This window comes from Rothia sp. HMSC066G02, assembly GCF_001813145.1.
Taxonomy (GTDB): domain Bacteria; phylum Actinomycetota; class Actinomycetes; order Actinomycetales; family Micrococcaceae; genus Rothia.
Window position 1 is genome coordinate 205,916 of record NZ_KV811597.1, and the last position, 17,799, is coordinate 223,714.

Annotated in this window: 15 protein-coding genes; 7 read left to right on the forward strand and 8 right to left on the reverse strand. The window is 58.5% G+C overall.

Annotated elements, in window-relative coordinates; all coding sequences use genetic code 11:
• Positions 1–176: 176 nt before the first annotated feature.
• Both HMPREF2894_RS07565 and rsmI read right to left on the reverse strand, forming a co-directional pair.
• Positions 177–1,250: a TatD family hydrolase gene (locus HMPREF2894_RS07565; protein WP_049346771.1), complete on the reverse strand. Its 1,074-nt coding sequence runs from the start codon at positions 1,248–1,250 to the stop codon at positions 177–179.
• Between the two features lie 66 nt (positions 1,251–1,316).
• Complete coding sequence (gene rsmI / locus HMPREF2894_RS07570) at positions 1,317–2,282, reverse strand: 16S rRNA (cytidine(1402)-2'-O)-methyltransferase (protein WP_049358446.1); 966 nt, start codon at positions 2,280–2,282, stop codon at positions 1,317–1,319.
• A gap of 197 nt (positions 2,283–2,479) precedes the next feature.
• Between rsmI and HMPREF2894_RS07575 the strand changes: the two genes are divergently transcribed.
• Positions 2,480–4,126, forward strand: coding sequence for a dolichyl-phosphate-mannose--protein mannosyltransferase (locus HMPREF2894_RS07575; protein ID WP_070594018.1), 1,647 nt, complete (start codon positions 2,480–2,482; stop codon positions 4,124–4,126).
• A gap of 168 nt (positions 4,127–4,294) precedes the next feature.
• On the opposite strand, the gene HMPREF2894_RS07580 is transcribed toward HMPREF2894_RS07575, so the two are convergent.
• The 3 genes from HMPREF2894_RS07580 to HMPREF2894_RS07590 all read right to left on the reverse strand — a co-directional run bounded on the left by HMPREF2894_RS07580 (position 4,295) and on the right by HMPREF2894_RS07590 (position 6,434).
• Positions 4,295–5,629, reverse strand: coding sequence for a TIGR01906 family membrane protein (locus HMPREF2894_RS07580; protein ID WP_070594017.1), 1,335 nt, complete (start codon positions 5,627–5,629; stop codon positions 4,295–4,297).
• 146 nt (positions 5,630–5,775) lie between these two features.
• Positions 5,776–5,997 (reverse strand): DUF3499 family protein, encoded by a 222-nt coding sequence (locus tag HMPREF2894_RS07585; protein WP_049346776.1) that lies wholly within the window; start codon positions 5,995–5,997, stop codon positions 5,776–5,778.
• Between the two features lie 20 nt (positions 5,998–6,017).
• Positions 6,018–6,434 carry a WhiB family transcriptional regulator gene (locus tag HMPREF2894_RS07590; protein ID WP_070594016.1) on the reverse strand — a complete coding sequence of 139 codons (417 nt, stop codon included), beginning with the start codon at positions 6,432–6,434 and terminating at the stop codon, positions 6,018–6,020.
• Positions 6,435–7,128: 694 nt separating this feature from the next.
• Here HMPREF2894_RS07590 and HMPREF2894_RS07595 point away from each other — a divergent pair.
• The gene (locus HMPREF2894_RS07595; RefSeq protein ID WP_070594015.1) at positions 7,129–7,929 is read left to right on the forward strand and encodes a TIGR03089 family protein; all 801 of its coding nucleotides are present in this window, start codon (positions 7,129–7,131) and stop codon (positions 7,927–7,929) included.
• A 180-nt stretch (positions 7,930–8,109) separates the two neighbouring features.
• On the opposite strand, the gene HMPREF2894_RS07600 is transcribed toward HMPREF2894_RS07595, so the two are convergent.
• Positions 8,110–8,727, reverse strand: a complete 618-nt coding sequence (locus tag HMPREF2894_RS07600) for a GtrA family protein (protein WP_012904046.1) — start codon at positions 8,725–8,727, stop codon at positions 8,110–8,112.
• A gap of 363 nt (positions 8,728–9,090) precedes the next feature.
• On the opposite strand from HMPREF2894_RS07600, the gene HMPREF2894_RS07605 reads away from it, so the two are divergent.
• The 3 genes from HMPREF2894_RS07605 (at position 9,091) to HMPREF2894_RS07615 (ending at position 12,040) form a co-directional block, all read left to right on the forward strand.
• Positions 9,091–10,281 (forward strand): 5-(carboxyamino)imidazole ribonucleotide synthase, encoded by a 1,191-nt coding sequence (locus tag HMPREF2894_RS07605; protein ID WP_070594014.1) that lies wholly within the window; start codon positions 9,091–9,093, stop codon positions 10,279–10,281.
• A 99-nt stretch (positions 10,282–10,380) separates the two neighbouring features.
• Positions 10,381–11,019 (forward strand): 5-(carboxyamino)imidazole ribonucleotide mutase, encoded by a 639-nt coding sequence (gene purE / locus HMPREF2894_RS07610; RefSeq protein WP_070594013.1) that lies wholly within the window; start codon positions 10,381–10,383, stop codon positions 11,017–11,019.
• Positions 11,020–11,038: 19 nt separating this feature from the next.
• Entirely contained in the window at positions 11,039–12,040 is a 1,002-nt protein-coding gene (locus HMPREF2894_RS07615; RefSeq protein WP_049341541.1) for a lipid II:glycine glycyltransferase FemX, read from the forward strand.
• A gap of 198 nt (positions 12,041–12,238) precedes the next feature.
• On the opposite strand, the gene glpX is transcribed toward HMPREF2894_RS07615, so the two are convergent.
• On the reverse strand, positions 12,239–13,246 hold the full coding sequence (gene glpX, locus HMPREF2894_RS07620; protein ID WP_049327916.1) for a class II fructose-bisphosphatase: 1,008 nt from the start codon (positions 13,244–13,246) through the stop codon (positions 12,239–12,241).
• A 417-nt stretch (positions 13,247–13,663) separates the two neighbouring features.
• On the opposite strand from glpX, the gene HMPREF2894_RS07625 reads away from it, so the two are divergent.
• Together HMPREF2894_RS07625 and HMPREF2894_RS07630 are read left to right on the forward strand one after the other, a co-directional pair.
• A complete protein-coding gene (locus tag HMPREF2894_RS07625) occupies positions 13,664–14,383 on the forward strand; it encodes a carbonic anhydrase (RefSeq protein ID WP_049338718.1) in 720 nt (239 codons plus the stop codon).
• 224 nt (positions 14,384–14,607) lie between these two features.
• Positions 14,608–16,014 (forward strand): class II fumarate hydratase, encoded by a 1,407-nt coding sequence (locus tag HMPREF2894_RS07630; RefSeq protein ID WP_049355884.1) that lies wholly within the window; start codon positions 14,608–14,610, stop codon positions 16,012–16,014.
• A gap of 132 nt (positions 16,015–16,146) precedes the next feature.
• On the opposite strand, the gene HMPREF2894_RS07635 is transcribed toward HMPREF2894_RS07630, so the two are convergent.
• Positions 16,147–17,418 carry an MFS transporter gene (locus tag HMPREF2894_RS07635; RefSeq protein ID WP_246827033.1) on the reverse strand — a complete coding sequence of 424 codons (1,272 nt, stop codon included), beginning with the start codon at positions 17,416–17,418 and terminating at the stop codon, positions 16,147–16,149.
• Positions 17,419–17,799: the final 381 nt, after the last annotated feature.

Consider the following 17,799-nt stretch of genomic DNA (forward strand, 5'->3'; position numbering starts at 1 on the left):
TTCTTGCACCCCTAATTTTTAAGCGCATTCTTTTAGACGCAAAACATGCCTAAAGTACTACGCGCCAGATCATGGCATAGCTGTTTGAGTGAGTTATTTGTAGTCGCTACAGTCTAGCACGCAGACACGCACCGCGAGGCGACTCCAAGTAGCTATCCGCTACAGGCTGTACGTGCCTACCACTGACCGTAAACGCGCTCCGAATTCTCACGAATACGGCGGCAGAGCGCCTCCAGCTCCTCGCCGCGGTGAGCCGCCATGAACCGCACCGTGTAGTTCGTCATGTAGGACGCATTCGGGCGGCCGCGGAACGGATGCGGAGTCAAGAACGGCGCATCGGTCTCAGCCAGAATCAGCTCCGGACGAGCCATCTCCAACGACTCCTGAATACCCTTCGAGTTCTTGAAAGTCACCGTGCCGGCAAAGCTCATGTACCAGCCGCGCTCATTGCAGATTTCGGCAAGCTCCGGGCCGCCCGAGTAGCAGTGGAACACGGTACGTTCCGGTGCGCCCTCTTCATCCAGGATGCGCACAACATCCTCGTGCGCGTCACGGTCATGAATCTGCAACGCCAGGTTGTGCTTCTTCGCAATGCGAATATGCTCGCGGAAGCTGTAGTGCTGTGCTTCCTTACCCTCCTCGCCGGTGCGGAAATAGTCCAGGCCGGTCTCACCAATAGCGCGTACACGGTCGGCGGTGGCGAGCTCGTCGAGGGTGGCTAGCGCCGCCTCCAGCTGACCGGCTGTAGCCAGCTCGGGGGCGGTATTGGGGTGAATCGCAATGGCGGCGAGGACACGCTCATCAGCCTGCGCGGCGGCGACCGCGTACAGGGAGGAGGGGATATCATATCCGACCTGCACAATGGCGGCGATGCCGAGCTTTTCGCCGGCGTCGAGTGCATCGCGGGCGCTGATTTCTACTTCGCCGTCGAGCAGGTCCATGTGGGTGTGGTTATCCACGATGGGGTACGGCAGCGGTTCGGGGGCGGGCGGGAAGACCAGATTGCGGCTGCGGCCGTTCTCGCCGGTGGTGGAGCGACGGCGGGTGCCTTCTCCCCCTTCGGCGTCGCTGATGCCGGTGTAGAGTTCCGCCTTATAGGGTGCGGGGACTTCACCGGGGACAGGCGTCCAGCCGTTAGGCAGGGCGGTTGCCTGGAGTGCCGCGGGGGTGGGCAGGGTGTAGTTCGCCAGGGCGGCGAGGGAGTTCAGGTACTCCTGGGTGATTTCAGGACCGGGATAGCTCTGACACATTGATAAATCCTCGGGATAAAACAGCGGGGTAAAACTTAGGGGGTAAAATTGCGCGGTGATTCTGGGCTATTCGGAGCGGGCAGCCAGTGCCGCCTCATACAGGTCGCGCTTGGAGGTGCCGGTCTCAGCGGCAACCGCGGCGCAGGCGCTCTTGAGGCGCTCGCCGCCCGCTACACGGTCGAGGACCAGTTGCACTACGTCCTGTGCTTCGGGGGTTTCGGGGGCTTGTGCACCCTCGACAATAATGACGATTTCGCCGCGGACGCGCTCAGACTCAGCCCATTCGGCAAGCTCTGCCAGGGTACCGCGTCGAACCTCTTCGTGGAGCTTGGTTAGCTCACGGCTGACAGTTCCACGGCGGTCGGCGCCGAAGGTTTGCACAAAGTCCGCCAGGGTTGCGGCAGTGCGGTGCGGGGATTCGTAGAAAATCATGGTGCGCTCCTCCCCCGCCAACGATGCAAGACGGCGGGTGCGCTCGGAGCCCTTGCGGGCGAGGAAGCCTTCGAAAGTGAATCGTCCGGTGGGCAGACCTGAGAGCGCGAGCGCGGTCAACGCAGCGGAGGGGCCGGGCACCACCGTGACGGGCAGGTCGGCTTCCGCAACGGCTGCGGCGGCAACGTAGCCGGGGTCGGAGATGGTGGGCATGCCCGCATCCGAGAGCAGTAGCACGCGCTGACCGTCCTGTACCGCTTGCACGATGGTTTCGCTGCGTTCGGCTTCATTGTGGTCGTGGTTGACGATAATGCGGCCGCGGGTGCGCACACCAAGCCCGGAGGCGAGGGTTCGTAGTTTGCGGGTGTCTTCGACGGCGATGAGGTCTGCGGTGGCGAGGGCTGAGCGCAGTCGGTCGGAGGCATCGGCAAGGTTGCCGATGGGGGTGCCGCCGAGGATGAGCACGCCGCCTTCTTCGGAGGTGACGGCGGTGTCAGCGGTATCAGCGGTGTCAATCTCGAGTGCCTTGACCGTTTCTGAGGGGGCTGTGGTTTCTGAGGGGGCGGCGGTTTCTTCGGTGTATTCTGCGGGTGCGGTCATGGCAGGCCTCATGTCTGTGTCTGGTCTTCGTGTACCCACTAAGTGTAACGCCCGCGCTCAATCCGGTGCCGGGTGGGCTTACCGGGTGAGCCCGCCGATAGAAGTAGCTAGTGCGGGTGGGGCTCCGAGCGCGTCATATATGCTGTTCACGGGCTGAAATGGTGCATCGTGCGTTCTGACCCTTTAGGATTGATGGGGTGAAGATACCTAAGCTACTTTCTCCCGCATCTGCCGCTCCAGCTGGTCAGGCTGATTCGGCCCGTTCTTCGTCTGAACGCGGTCGTTACGGCCTCGATTCTCTGCTGGATGCGCTCGCTGTTGCCTATATTCGTGCCCCGCGTTGGGGTTGGTTGGCGCCCGCATTGATTGTGCTGGTTGCCGGCATTCTGCGTTTTTATAATTTGGCGCATCCGAATGCCATTGTTTTTGATGAGACGTACTACGCCAAGGACGCCTACTCGTATGTGCATTATGGCTATGAGTTGAGCTGGTCGAAGGACGCTAATGCTTCCTTTGCGGCGGGTCACCCGTCGGGTCTGTTGACGGATTCGCCGGAGTATGTGGTGCATCCGCCGTTGGGTAAGTGGATGATTGCCGCGGGCATGGCAATTTTTGGTGATAATAATCCCTTTGGTTGGCGTGTTTCTGCTGCGGTGATTGGCACCCTGTCGGTGGCGTTGATTGCCTATGCTGGCTGGCTGCTGTTCCGTTCGATGACGGTGGCGACTATTGCGGCTCTGCTGGCTGCGGTGGATGGCCTGATGCTGGTGGAGTCTCGCCTGGCTCTGCTGGATATTTTCCAGATGTTCTGGATTTTGGCGACTTTTGTGTGTCTGGTGCTTGACCGTATTCAGGCGCGGCGCGTGTTGGCGCGCAATATTGCGGAGGCGGCACGCCAGAATAGCGGTGTGCTTCCGCCGATGCCGTGGGGCCCAAGCATGGGTCTGCGTCTGTGGCGTTTCGCGGCCGGTGTGTGTGCCGGTGCCGCGGTGGGCGTGAAGTGGAATTCGTTGTTCTTCATTGCGGCTATGGGTCTGCTGACGGTGTTCTGGGATATTAATGCTCGCCGTATTGTGGGTCTGAACAAGTGGGGTTTGACGGCGCTGGTGCGTGACGGCATCCCCGCGTTCTTCCAGATGATTGGTGTGGGTCTGCTGGTATATCTGAGCACCTGGGCGGGCTGGTTCCAGTCGTCGAATGCGTATTTCCGCCGCTGGGCGGTTGAGAACCCGGGCAAGGGTGTCATGTGGCTTCCTGAGGATTTGCGTTCCCTGTGGGAGTACCATGTCTCGGCGTTTAAGTTCCATTCTGGTTTGAGCAGCCCGCATACGTATTCTTCGCAGGCGTGGCAGTGGCTGGTTTTGGGTCGCCCGACCTCGTACTACTATGAGTCGCCGAAGCTGGGTTCTTCGGGTTGTACCGTGAAGTCCTGTTCCGAGGCTATTTTGAATATCGGTAACCCGGCGATTTGGTGGGCTTTTATTCCGGCGATTATTGTGGCGCTTCTGGTTCTGCTGCTGAAGCGGGATTGGCGTTTTGGCGCGCTGCTGGTTGTGTTCGGTGCGGGCTATTTCCCGTGGTTTATGTACCCGACTCGCACGATGTTCTACTTCTACGCCCTGTCCTTTGAGCCGTTCCTGATCCTGCTGTTGGCGGGTGTTTTGGGTCTGGCGCTGTCGGGTGCTCGTGGTTCGGTGTTGCGTGCTCGTTTGGGCGTGACGCTGGTGGCGATTTACCTGGTGGGTGTGCTGGTGTTGAGCGCGTACTTTATGCCGCTGTGGACTGCTCAGGTGATTCCGTATGAGCAGTGGTATTCGCATATGTGGTTTAAGTCCTGGATTTAGGCTTGAGTTTTAGGCTCGGTTTTTAGGTTCGAGCGATGCGAGCTTAGGTATAGCAAAGGGGGCTGGGTTCTACCGTGTGGTAGAGCCCAGCCCCCTTTGTTGTGCCCTTTCCGCGCTGGCTTGCGCGGTGAAGTGGCTGATGATTTTTAGTTGTCGCCGACGCGTGTGTTAGTTGTCGCTGACGCGTGCGGAGGCGAGCTTGACGCGCAGGTCCTGGCGTTCCTGGCGGCGGCGTTCTGCCTTGAGCTTGCGGTATTTGGTGGGCCAGGTGGTCACGAGCAGGAGGGTAATCTGCACTGCCACGAGGACCGCTACGGCGATTGCTGCATCGATCCAGAATTGCGGCGGGTAAAGGCGGATGAGGGAGCTTCGTACGGAGAACTCCCAGTTGCCCTGCGGGAAGAACACCTGGTGGAAGGTGGTGAACAGCCATTCCCAGCCGAAGAAGCCCACAACGCCGAGCACCGCGATGAGTCCCAGGGTAATCCACGCGCCGGTGAAGAGGCTGCGGCGGATGGTTCCGGGGGCGCGCTCACGCAGGGAAATGCTGCTAAAGAGGGTCACCAAGAAGAGCGCGGCAACGGCTACAGTGGCGATGAGCAGTACCCACTTCACGTCGTGCATGTGGTTCACTTCTGCTTCGGTGAAGGCGAGGGTATTATCGGCACCGGTGGTAACGCGGGCGAGGTATTCTCGCGGCGCGAAGTTGTTGATGTAGTCCACGCCGTAGGAGCCCAGGCGCATCCTCTCGACGAGGTAGTAGCCGTAGCTGTCTTCGGGGAATCCGGGGCGGTGATATTCGAGCCAGAGGAAGGGCGCGGAAGCTACAGCGCGAATCGCGATCATGAGTACGGTCAGCGGTACGGTGAGCGCGATGAGGGTTGCACGGAGCTTGAGGAAACGCGGGGTGTCTTCCACAGCGTCTTCGCGTGCCGCGGCGCGTTCTGCGGCTTCGGGCGAGGCCGCCAGGGAGGACAGCGGCGCGTTGGGGTCTGCGACCGCGTGGGTGTGACCGGTGCGGGTGGTTTCGGTGCGGTACTTGCGTCCGGCGGTGGAGGCGCTTGCCGCCTCCGCGGTAGCGACGGTTTCCGCTTCGGCCGCATTTTCGGCTTCTGCGACTGCAGCGGCTTCTGCTTCGGCGGCCCTCTGCATGGTTTCGCGGTTGAGGTCGCTGAGCGTCGGGTTTTTGGGGGTGCTCTGCGAGTCGCGCACGAGGGGCACGAAGCCGGTGGAGACGTTGGTGCGGGTGCGCACACGGGTACCGACGCCCTGTTCACGGAGTTTGCTGCGTGCGGGGACGACGGGTACAGAGCCGGTAGGCAGGTCGGGTTCTTCGGCGACGGTGGGTACGTCTGCTGCGATGCGGCCAAATGCGCCGGTGTGCGGTGCCGGTTCGCTGGTCACGGTCTCTGCTCGACGAGCTTTGAGGAGTTCTTCGGCGCTATTTCGGCGGATGGCCGGGCGCAGTGCGCCCCACATTCCTCGGTGTGTTTCTTTGCTCATTGATCTCGCGTTCTTTTCGAGTGATCGGTGTTTGAGTGAGTTGCGGGTGTCTGTACTATCTGCCAGTTTCTCATACGCAAAGAACCTTCCGCATGAATTCGCGGAAGGTTCTTTGCATTCGGGTGTTTAATTCTTAGTTTTGAATTCTAGGATTCGGTGGTGTCCTGAACGGGTACCTTGTAGACCACTCGCCAACCCTGAGGTGCCGTCAGTCGTGCGGCGTGGTCGTCGCAGAGGTCATAGGCGTGGGGTTCGCGAAATTCAGAGAGCGCGTCAATGAGTGCCGTGGAATCTGCGTAGGAGTAGTGGAGAGTAACAGTCGCCTCTCGCTGGCAGGTTTGGCGGGAGCACAGTCGTGCGGTCTGCATGTAGATGGTACCTTCCTGGCTTAGCTCGCCTGCTTGCGCAGTCGGCGGCGTTCACGTTCTGACAGCCCGCCCCAGATTCCGAAGCGCTCGTCATTGTCCATTGCATATTGTAGACATTCTTCGCGCACGGGGCATACACCGCATACCCTTTTGGCGTCTCGGGTGGAGCCGCCCTTCTCGGGGAAGAAGGCTTCAGGGTCGGTCTGGGCGCAGAGTGCTTCAGCTTGCCAGGCGAGTTCTCCGTCTTCGCCTTCGGTTCCGTAGAGTCCTGCCGCTGCGGTCCATACGTCGGTGCAGGCAGGCATGTTTCGTTCTGCGTCTGCGGGAAAGGCGTCGGTGGCTTTTTCGAGAGATTGAGTGGGATTCATGCTACGGTGCTGAGCGCCTGATGCGCGCGCGGCCGCGACAGAGCGGTCGGATGCAATGTAGGAGCCCATGGGTTTTCCTTCCGTGTTCTCATTGTGAGCTTAATGAGTCTGCGGATCCGTCGTGGACGGAATCTTCGTGTGTATGGTGTGGCATGGTTTGCTGTGGCCTCTACGGTCCCTTCCAGAGCAAACACGCTTATATATCTATTAGACGTGCGACACGCCGTTTCGTCAAACTAGACTTAATCAATGTTTAGATGTATGTGTTACAGGCGTCATATTTAATGTGAATTTGACCTTTATATATTTTTCACCCCTTCACTTGCCCCTGGTCACATCTTGAGCCAGCCTCAAATTTCCCCTTTCAGGACCACTTGCCGCCGAATGCAAATTCCGCATCTTGACCGCAAATATAAGGGAAGTCGGCGGTGCAACCCCCTGCAGGAATCTCCCAAACCCCACTCCCAGAAATTTTCAGGAAATTCGAAAAGAAAAGTTTATCTTTTTGACATCCATGTTCTGCATATTTTTCCAGGCTTATTGCGAAACATTTATATTCCCAATTTATCTGCATGCCCTATTTCAAAATAGGACCTTAGTTAGTGCAAAGGTTTTTCATCATTAGGTTTTTTCAAGCACCATCAGAAGTTTTTACTTTACTTCTGTACTTTTCTAGCCCGGCAATCGGCCCTCCCCTCCTCTCCGCTCCCGGAATTGTCCCTGCGCCTCCGCTCCTTCTGAACCGTGAGGTAGAGTGAAACCCATGGTTACTCTCTCCCCCACCGGCGCGTCCGCGCCCACGACTCTGAACCGTTTCTTCGAGAAACTCAGCACTCAACAAACTCCCGCCCTCATCTGGTATTCGGCGGCAGGCGAGCGTATTGAGCTCTCCGGCAGGGTCCTCATGAACTGGGTAGACAAGAGCGCAAACCTGTTGGTTGAAGAATGCGAACTGGCGCCCGATGAAGGTTTTGATCTGCAGGCTCCCCTGCACTGGCGCACTATTGTTCTGGGTCTGGCGGCTCTGCGCGTGGGCGCGATCCTCGATCAGGACGAGCCGCTGGTTGCCGTGGTCTGCACCGAGCAGGAGGCGGGCTACACGAATGACCCCGCGTACCTTCTGGCGGTTGACCGTGCGCCGCTGGCTCTTTCCTACACCGGCGATCTGCAGGCACTGGCTCCGCACACCGAGGAGGTACTCGATTACTGCGCTCTGGTGCGCAGCTTTGGCGACCAGTACTCGGGTCTACTTCCCGATGATTCGGCAGAAATTATTGAGGGTTTCAGCTATGCGGAAGCCTACGAGCAGGTTCTTGCGCAGGCACAGACCTATCGCACGGCGGGGTACACGCTACCTTCGGGGCAGCGGGCGCTCGCACTGGAGTTGAGCCCCGACTACGGTTTTGATGCTTCGGAGGCGACCCTGAGCGCTCTGCTGGAGGTGCTAGCTATTTTGGCTTCGGGGCATGCGGTGTTTGTGGCTGACCCGAGCGTCAACTGGCAGGATGGACAGCTGGCCTCTCTGATGGTTGCTGAGCGTGCGGTGGAGATTCCCCGCGCATAATGCGCCTTCCCCTGTTGCCCGAAAAATCGCGCGGAAGGCTAACGACCGCGCAGGGTACCAACAGACACAGCACCAACAAGCACATAGGGGTTTAAATGATTCATCCCCCGATACCGTTCGTATCGGGGGATGAATCGTTATATCACGTTCTAACTATGCTGCTTCTACAATCCGAGGAGCTTAGGAGTTCTGCGAGCCGGGCTTCGACTGCGCCTCGGATGCAGCCGCCTCAGAGCGTGCCTTCTGCTTGGTGGTTTCTTCGCCGTCGAGAATGGCGGCGGCCTCATCAAACATGCGGCCGAGCTCTTCGTGGTCGGTGCCTTCGCCCTTTTCAACCTGCTTGCGGTGCGATCCGTACACCCAGAAGCGGTAGAGGAAGTAGCGAAGAATGGTGCCCAGAATGGTACCGATAATCGTACCGGAGATGAAGGACGCCTCGGGGGTACGCAGGTTCAGCACGTAGGTACTGAATGCCACACAGCCGGCTTCGACGAGAATACCGAGCAGGTTCACCAGACCGAACTCGATAGCTTCGCGCTTCCAGTTTTCGGAGCGGGAGTCGCGGAAGGTCCACAGGCGGTTCATGAGCCAGGAGAAGATGGTTGCGACAACACTCGCTACAACCTTCGCCTTGGTGTGGGACTCCGACATGATGGTCATCATCAGCACCCACACCGTCACAGAGTTGACGATGAAGGCGGCGCCGCCCACGGTACCGAATTTGAGAACCTCAATACCGTAGCTGTCCCAGAGGGATTTCAGGCGTTCGGTAATGGTCGGTTTCGTCTGTGCGCTCATGCGGGGCCTATCTAGCGGGGTTTTATCGGAGAAAAAGGTGCCGATGCTGCGACGGTGAGCGTTGGTTACGTTGTCACTGCGTGGCGCTTCGGTCTCTTTTACAAGCTCTTATATGTTAGTACAGTCCCGGTACGTTGTTTGTCCCTTTGGGAGTTTTTCCATAGACCTCTCAGCTACCGGGTGACTCTTTTCATCATGCGCTGATAGTTTCGTCTCTGCCTGACCGCGCAGAAGGCAGGTTTTTACGATTTCTTCCGGTATTCACGCCCAAATATTGGGCTCTGAAGCCCAGTTGAACCCATTCTGCGACCTTCATGTGGTCTTGCTCCCATAAACACTCCGAACCCGGTACACTTAGGTGATGTGACTTACCCTGTGACTGGACCCGTAATTGGTGTCATCGGCGGCGGCCAGCTGGCCCGCATGATGGCACCCGCAGCAACTAACCTTGGCCTCGATCTGCAGATTCTCGCGGAGGCGCCCACCGTCGGCGCCGTGGCGGCGGTACGTACCGCCCCCGTCGGGGACTACAAGGATTTGGACACCCTCCGCGAATTTGCTCGCGGCAAGGATGTCATCACTTTCGACCATGAGCATGTGCCCACCGAATTTTTGCGCACCCTCATGGCGGAGGGAGTGAATGTTCAGCCCCGTCCCGAAGCTCTCCAGTACGCCCAGGACAAGCTCCTGATGCGCCAGGCCGTTGAGCGCCTGGGTCTGCCGAACCCGCGTTGGGCTCAGGTTTCTACCCTGGACGAGCTGCTCGCCTTCGGTGATGAGATCGGCTGGCCCGTGGTGTTGAAGACCCCGCGCGGCGGCTACGACGGCAAGGGCGTTCTCGTTCTGGATTCCCCCGCCGATGCTCGCGAGCGCAGCGCCGAGTGGTTCGAGCAGCTGCCTTCCCGCACCGATTTCTCCGCCCTGCTTGCCGAGGAGAAGGTTCCCTTTACCCGTGAACTCTCCGCTCTAGTGGCTCGCCGTGAAAGCGGCGAGGTGCGTCCCTGGCCGGTTGTTGAGACCATCCAGGTGAACTCCATCTGTGATGAGGTTATTGCACCCGCGCAGGACCTGGACCCCGAGATTGCGGAGGCTGCCGCAGCCGCCGCGGTGACCATTGCCTCCGAGCTGGGGGTCACCGGTGTCATGGCTGCTGAGCTTTTCGAGGTGCCCGGCTCCCCCGCCGGCTTCTACATCAACGAGCTGGCGATGCGCCCGCACAATACCGGCCACTGGACTCAGGACGGCTCGGTGACCAGCCAGTTTGAGCAGCATCTGCGTGCGGTACTTGACCTGCCGCTGGGTGATACCTCCGTGCTGGAGGGTGTTGCCGTGATGAAGAACTACCTGGGCGGCGAGAACGAAGACATTTTCGGCGTCTACCCGCTGGCGCTTTCAGCTGAACCGCGCGCGAAGATTCACTTCTACGGCAAGGAAACCCGCCCGGGCCGCAAGATTGGTCACGTGAACATTACCGGCACGGTGGCTGAGCTTGAGGCGTTGCGCCATAGCGCCGCGAATGCCGCCTCCATTTTGCGTGACGGCCGCCCCCTGTAGCCCTATTTTTAGCCGGTGCGTGGGGTGAGAGTATCCTGCGTATCCGACGCACCCTATTGATGGTGGTTCGCCACCGCATCCTGAAAGGATATGAGGATTATGTCTCAGTCTCCCTATAATTCTTCCCAGCCCATTGTTGGCATTGTGATGGGTTCGGATTCGGACTGGTCGGTCATGGAGGCCGCAGCCGAGGTTCTGGACGAGTTCGGCATCCCTTACGAGGCTGATGTTGTTTCTGCACACCGCATGCCCGAGGACATGATTGAGTACGGCAAGAAGGCTCACAGCCGCGGTATTCGCGTGATTATTGCCGGCGCCGGCGGCGCCGCTCACCTGCCCGGTATGCTCGCTTCCGTCACCGCTCTGCCTGTGATTGGTGTTCCGGTGCGTCTGAAGAACCTCGAGGGCATGGACTCGCTGCTGTCGATTGTTCAGATGCCCGCCGGTGTTCCGGTAGCTACCGTCTCCATTAACGGTGCTCGCAATGCGGGTCTGCTGGCTCTGCGTATTCTGGGTTCGGGTACTGATTCTTTCGCCCGCCAGGTGCATGACGACCTGCGTCAGTTCTCTCAGGATCTGCGTCAGAGCGCTATGGACAAGGGCGCCGCCCTGCGCGCCCGCGTAGCCGAGGCGAAGGCGAAGGCTGCTGCCGAGCATGAGGCTGAGGAGAGCACCTCCTCGACTCGCCCGGCACCTGCCCCCGAGGCTTCCTCGGAGCCGCAGGCTTACGTTCCCTAAGCTCGGATACACTAGAAGTATGAGCAATATTCTTCAGTCCGATATTTGGGCACGTTTTCAGGAATCTAATGGTCACACCGTAATCCGTAAGAGCGGTAACGGCTGGTCGTACCTTGCAACCGTTGAGGGCGGCGCTACCGGCCGCTACCTGTACAGCCCGTACGGACCGGTCGCCTCCAGCGCTGTGGCTTTTGATGAGGCTCTCGCGTCATTGAAGGAAGAGGCTGCGAAGCTTCGTTGCCTGTTTGTGCGCATTGAACCCACTGAATCCGCTATTTGGGGCGATCAGGATGCGGCTACTTTCCTGGCTCGTCGCGGCGCGGTTCTGGCTCCTCGCCAGGTGCAGCCTTCGCACACTCAGATTATTGATCTTTCGGGCTCTGAGGACGAAATCCTCAAGGGAATGATCCCCAGTTACCGTAATCGTCATCGTAATCTCCACAAAAAGGGCGTGACCGTTGAGGTTTCGACCAATCCCTCGGATATGACGATTCTCTTCGGCTTCCTCGAGGAAACCGCGGACCGTAACGGTTTTAACCGTCAGCAGGATGAGTACCTGATGCAGGTTGCTCGTGTGCTGATGCCCGCCGGTGCGGCGTCCCTGTACATTGCGAAGCTGACCGATGAGAACGGTGAGAGCACCCCGATTGCGGCGGCGTTTGTGTACGATTCGGATGACACCCGCACCTACGCGCACGCTGCGGCTTCTTTTGAGCACCGCAACCTTAGTGCAGGTGTTGTGGTGGTGACGAACTTTATCCTGGACGCTAAGCGCAAGGGTCTGAAGTACGTTGACCTCTTCGGTATTGCGCCGGAGGATCAGCCGGATCACGAGTGGGCTGGTTTCACGAAGTTCAAGAAGTCCTTTGGCGGCGAGTCTGTGGAGTACCCGGGTACCTGGGATGTTCCGGTAACCTCGCTGGGCTACCGCGCCTACACGCTGGCGTACAAGGCTCGTCCGGCTGTTCGTGATGCTGTGGCGAAGGCGAAGGCGAAGGTTCAGTCTTTCCGCTCTCGCTAACGGGTTCAGACGCGCCCTTACCGGGAGCACTCTGAGAACTAAAAGCTAAATACATGAGGGAGCCGCCCCCACCGAGTTCTTCGGTGGGGGCGGCTCCTGCGCGTATGTATGTGCAATGTTCGAGGAGTCTTAGCGCGGCTCCTCAGCCCTTGCGGGGGCGAAGATTACTGCCCTTCGAGGATTACTGCGCTTCGAAGATTACTGCTCTTCGGGGCTCTTGGTGTGCGAGAGAATCTCGCGCAGGCGGGAGAGGCGGTGCTCTGCCTCGACGGTACGCACGGTACCCGAGGAGGAACGCATAACCAGCGACTGGGTGGTCACAACGTTCTTGCTGTAGCGCACGCCGCGCAGCAGCTTGCCGTCGGTGATACCGGTTGCGGCGAAGAAGCAGTTGTCGCTGGTGACCAGGTCGTTGGTGGTCAGCACACGGTCGAGGTCGTGGCCGGCTTCCAGTGCCTTTTCACGTTCTGCCTCGTCGGTCGGTGCCAGGCGGCCCTGGATGACGCCACCGGTTGCCTTGATAGCGCATGCTGCGACAACACCTTCGGGGGTGCCGCCGGTGCCGAGCATGAGGTCCACGCCGGTGTTTTCGCGGCAGGCTGCGATAGCGCCGGCGACGTCACCGTCGAGGATGATGCGGGTACGGGCGCCGGCCTCGCGAATCTCCTGGATCAGCTTGGCGTGGCGGGGGCGGTCCAGCACGCATACGGTCAGCTCGCTGACCTTCTTGCCCTTAGCCTTAGCGACCAGGTGCAGGTTCTGCTTGACGGGCAGGCGCAGGTCGACGAACTCTGCGGCTTCGGGGCCGGTGACCAGCTTCTCCATGTAGAACACTGCGGAGGGGTCGAACATGGTGCCGCCGTCTGCCACAGCAATCACGGAGAGGGCATTGTCCATGCCGAGTGCGGTCAAGCGGGTACCGTCGATGGGGTCAACCGCCACGTCGAGGGAGGGACCGGAGCCGTCGCCGACGTTCTCGCCGTTGTACAGCATGGGAGCCTTGTCCTTCTCGCCTTCACCGATGACAACGGTGCCGTTGAAGTTGACGGTGGAGAGGCGGTAGCGCATTGCGTCTACGGCTGCACCATCTGCGAGATTCTTTTCGCCTGCGCCGACCCAGGGGCCTGCAGCAATTGCTGCTGCCTCAGTCGCGCGGACCAGTTCCATTGCGAGGTTGCGATCGCCGTGGTTGTTGTTCGTAGTCATAGACTCACCTTCGAGATTTCTGAATACACCGTCGGCTGGCTGGTTCTTTCCAGCACGAAGTCGCCGACGCAGTAGTGCTCCTTTCAGGATAGCGCGCGGGCGCTTCGTTTTTCTTGTTCTGAACGAGTTTGCGTGCGTGTTGACTTTAAGGTGAGCAGATGCGGCAAATTGGTGAGGGCTGCGTCTCTCTTCGGCGCTTCATACGCTCTGAGGCACTGATTTTGGGTGTTGTGAAGGCGTGCCAAACTAGCTATTTTTCGCATATTTAAGGCATATTTGAGGTAGGTTCTTTCTCCGGGAGGCTCCCGGCAAGGAGCTGAGCTTCAGCGCGAGCGCCTGAAGCCCCATATACCCGTTCGCAGATTCGCTGGCTCCGACGGCACGCGTTATCTGTATTTGTCCGCTAAGGAGCATCACATGGCTGGCATCCAACCGACTCCCGCAGAAGCATGGAAGCGTCTGAAGGACGGTAACCGCCGTTTTGTTGAGGGTAGCAATGAGCACCCCAACCAGGACACGATTCGCCGTACCGACCTGGCATCGGGTCAGTTCCCGTTCGCCTCGATTTTCGGTTGCGGTGACTCTCGCCTCGCGGCAGAGATTATTTTTGACCTGGGCCTGGGCGACGCGTTCGTGGTGCGTACCGCCGGCCACGTCTTGGAGAATGCCGCGCTCGGTTCGTTGGAGTACGCGGTTGATGAGTTTGAGACCCCCATTGTGATGGTTCTCGGTCACGACTCCTGCGGTGCTGTGACTGCGGCCAGCAAGTCCCTGGAGTCCGGCGAGATGCCGCACGGCTTCATCCGTAACCTGGTGCAGCACATCCTGCCTTCGGTGATGTCTCCGAAGCTGCCGGAGAACCCGGTCGTCAACGACATGGTGCGTGAGCACACCCGCCAGACCGCCATCCGAATTATTGAGCAGTCCCACATCATTTCGGATGCGGTGGTTGAGGGCAAGGTCGCCGTGATTGGTGTCTTCTACCATCTGAAGGAAGGTAAGGCGGAGCTGGTGTTCAGCTCGCAGGACCTGACCCTGCCGGAGGAGAAGAACGACGCGCAGAACCCGCCGACTCAGGCGCTTCCGGTGGTCGTGAAGACTCCCCCGCGCGTTGTGGTTGCGGAGAACCTGGACTAGGTTTCCTCTTCTCCGCTCATTACGAGCCTTAGCGCGAGAACCCACATGCTCGCACTTAACAACAGATTTTTCTATGGGATACCCCCGCCACGGTAGCATGTTCGCACATCTACCGGGGCGGGGTTTTTACGCGCCTTCTCACGCCTCAAAATTTATGAGCGTTTTTCCTCTTTTGACACCTTTTCGAGGCGACGTAAGCCACTTTGAACGCCTATCCTAGAGATATGGCTGAAAACATTGAATACCGCATTGAACATGACACCATGGGCGAAGTTCGCGTTCCGGCTGATGCACTCTACCGTGCACAGACCCAGCGCGCAGTCGAGAACTTCCCGATTTCGGGTCAGACCCTCGAATCCGCCCATATTCGTGCGCTTGCCCTCGTGAAGAAGGCAGCCGCGACCGCCAATGAGGAACTCAAGGTGCTCGACGCTGAGCGCGCCCAGGCTATCCGCGACGCAGCGGATCTGGTAGCAACCGGTAAGTACGACGCCCACTTCCCCATTGACGTTTTCCAGACCGGTTCCGGTACCTCCTCGAACATGAACACGAACGAGGTTCTGGCAACCCTGGCATCCCGTTCCCTGGAGTCTAAGGGTATTGAGGTTCACCCCAATGACCACGTGAACGCATCCCAGTCCTCCAACGACGTCTTCCCCACCTCCGTGCACGTTGCTGTGACCGAGGCTCTGGTGAAGGACCTGATTCCCGCTCTCGAGGTGCTCGCTGAGTCCCTGGAGCGCAAGTCCGCAGAGTTCAAGGACGTTGTGAAGTCGGGCCGTACCCACCTGATGGACGCAACCCCCATCACCCTGGGCCAGGAGTTCTCCGGCTACGCCGCAACCGTGCGTTACGGCATTGAGCGTGTGAACGCTTCCCTGCCTCGCGTGGCTGAGGTTCCCCTGGGCGGTACCGCTGTGGGTACCGGCATCAACACCCCCGACGGCTTCTCCGCTCGCGTGATTGAGCTGCTTGCTGAGGAGACCGGCCTGCCCCTGACCGAGGCTCGTAACCACTTCGAGGCTCAGGCTAACCGTGACGGCCTGATTGAGGTTTCCGGTCAGTTGCGCACCCTGGCGTACGGCCTGATGAAGATCAGCAACGACATCCGCTGGATGGGTTCGGGCCCGAACACCGGCCTGGGCGAGCTGCACATCCCCGATCTGCAGCCCGGCTCCTCGATTATGCCCGGTAAGGTCAACCCCGTGATTTGTGAGGCTACCATCATGGTTGCAGCTCAGGTCATCGGTAATGACGCAACCATTGCTCTGTCTTCCACTAACGGCGCGTTTGAGCTGAACGTGGGTATCCCGGTGATGGCTGCTAACCTGCTGCAGTCGATCCGCCTGCTCGCTAATGTTTCTCGTGTTTCGGCTGAGAAGATGATTGACGGTCTGACCGCTAATGTTGACCGTTGCCGATTCCTGGCTGAGGCTTCGCCGTCGACCGTGACCCCGCTGAACAAGCTGATTGGTTACGAGGCTGCTGCAAAGATCGCTAAGTACTCGGTGGCTCACAAGGTGACTGTCCGCGAGGCAGTTGTGGCTCTGGGTTATGTGGAGCGCGGCGAAGTGACTGAGGAGCAGCTGGATGCGGCTCTGGACGTCACCAAGATGCTGGGCAACTTCTAATCTCACCCGCCTGAACCTCGCCTGAGGTTCGCGGCTTAACCATAGAGGGAGGGGCGACTCGCCATGACGGCGGGTCGCCCCTCCCTCTGTATGTGTTCTCTGCTCCGTCAATGAGTTGGTAGCGGGTTCTCGCTATTGTTCAACGATATTAAACACTTTGAACTGTTTATAGTGGACCAGCGTGTAGATGAGGCAGAGTACAGCCGGGATACTGACGACAAGCGCAGCGTTGAAGGAGCCGAGATGGTCAAGCATCAGTGCTACCGCGCCCATGGAGTACAGCGTTCCTAGCCCAAACACGGCACCGTCAAGGGAGCTGGCACGCCCCAGTAGCTCATTCGGTGTAATGCAGTCACGCAGATTGTCGGAGAAGATGAAAGCTGATGCCCATCCTACGTCCAGGATGAAGAGCAGGGCGCCGAGCACTACAGGGTTATTGCTGACGGTGACGAGCGGTATTCCGAGCAGGGATACGACGTTGGCGACCAGTAGCATTCCTTGCGTGTTCTCAAAAGAGAGGAAACGATCGATGATGAGTGCCGCAACGATACCGCCGATACCGCTGCAGGCCATAATCATGCCTACCACTGAGGCTTCAAAAGTGAGCTCCTCATACAGGCGGTAAATAATGATGAGTGAATACGATGCCGTAGCTGCCGCCAAGAAGAACGTGTAGACAAGGATAAGTCTCTGCGGGGCACCGGAGAACATGTATTGGATACCGTCAAACATGCGGTGAATAAACCCATGTTGCGCGGTTTCGCGTTGCTCAGTTTTAGTTTCCATCTCTACGGATGGCAACGTTGCGTATGAAATAGTTGCCGCCCCGAAAAGGAGCACCGGGACGATAAGACCGACCGTTGCACCCGCGACAAGAACAATAAATCCTGCTGTAGGGGGCGCAATGATTGCGGATATTCCCTCGCAAATTTCACGACGTGCATTGTACGAAAGAAGGTTTTCTCGTCCGAGAAGCTGCGGAATATATCCTGCTTCTGAGGCAGCAGCCAGCTCAGAGAAGACACCACTCACAAATCCTAGTGCGGCGATGGCGAACCATGACAGCATATGCTGCTCAATCATCAACGCCAAGGTAAGGATGCTGAGGATGTTTACTGCCCCGGCAATCACAATCATAGGTTTTCGAGGCAGACTATCCGATAGGGTTGCTAGTGGATATGCCAAGGCGATATTGGGGATTTGCATGGCTACCGCCATTACGCCAGCCAGCCCAATTTCGCCTGTACTAGCGAGAATCGCAATGGGTAGGGCGAAGGAATATATTCCTGTACCCACCAGAGAGCCAATAAGGGCTACGTAGATTCTCCAGGGTATTTTATGTGTTGTCATGCTTTGCTCCTTCCAGGACGCATCAAAATAGCGACCAAGAATTGCGATGAACACAATGAGCCTAGTTCACAGAAAAATGGCATGCCTTAAAGATTTATAGGCAGAGTAAAAGGAAAGCGACTACGCTCACCAGAACATCACGTGAACGAATCTTTCTCGGGTTACTGACTAATACGGGGCCGTCACTCCCAATGTAACCCGTGTCATATATAAAGCATCTCATGTACACCACTCATAACTCGAAACACAGGCACAACTTAAGGTAAAAAAGACAAAAACAAAATAAAACCACGGCAGCCTTTAGGGTTCCAGTCCCCCACTCCCACAGAAAAACAGGAAGAACCACCCAATAACATGTAACAAACTGTCATAAAAATACTGGGAGGGGCGACTCGCCATGACGGCGGGTCGCCCCTCCTTCTGTATATGCACGCC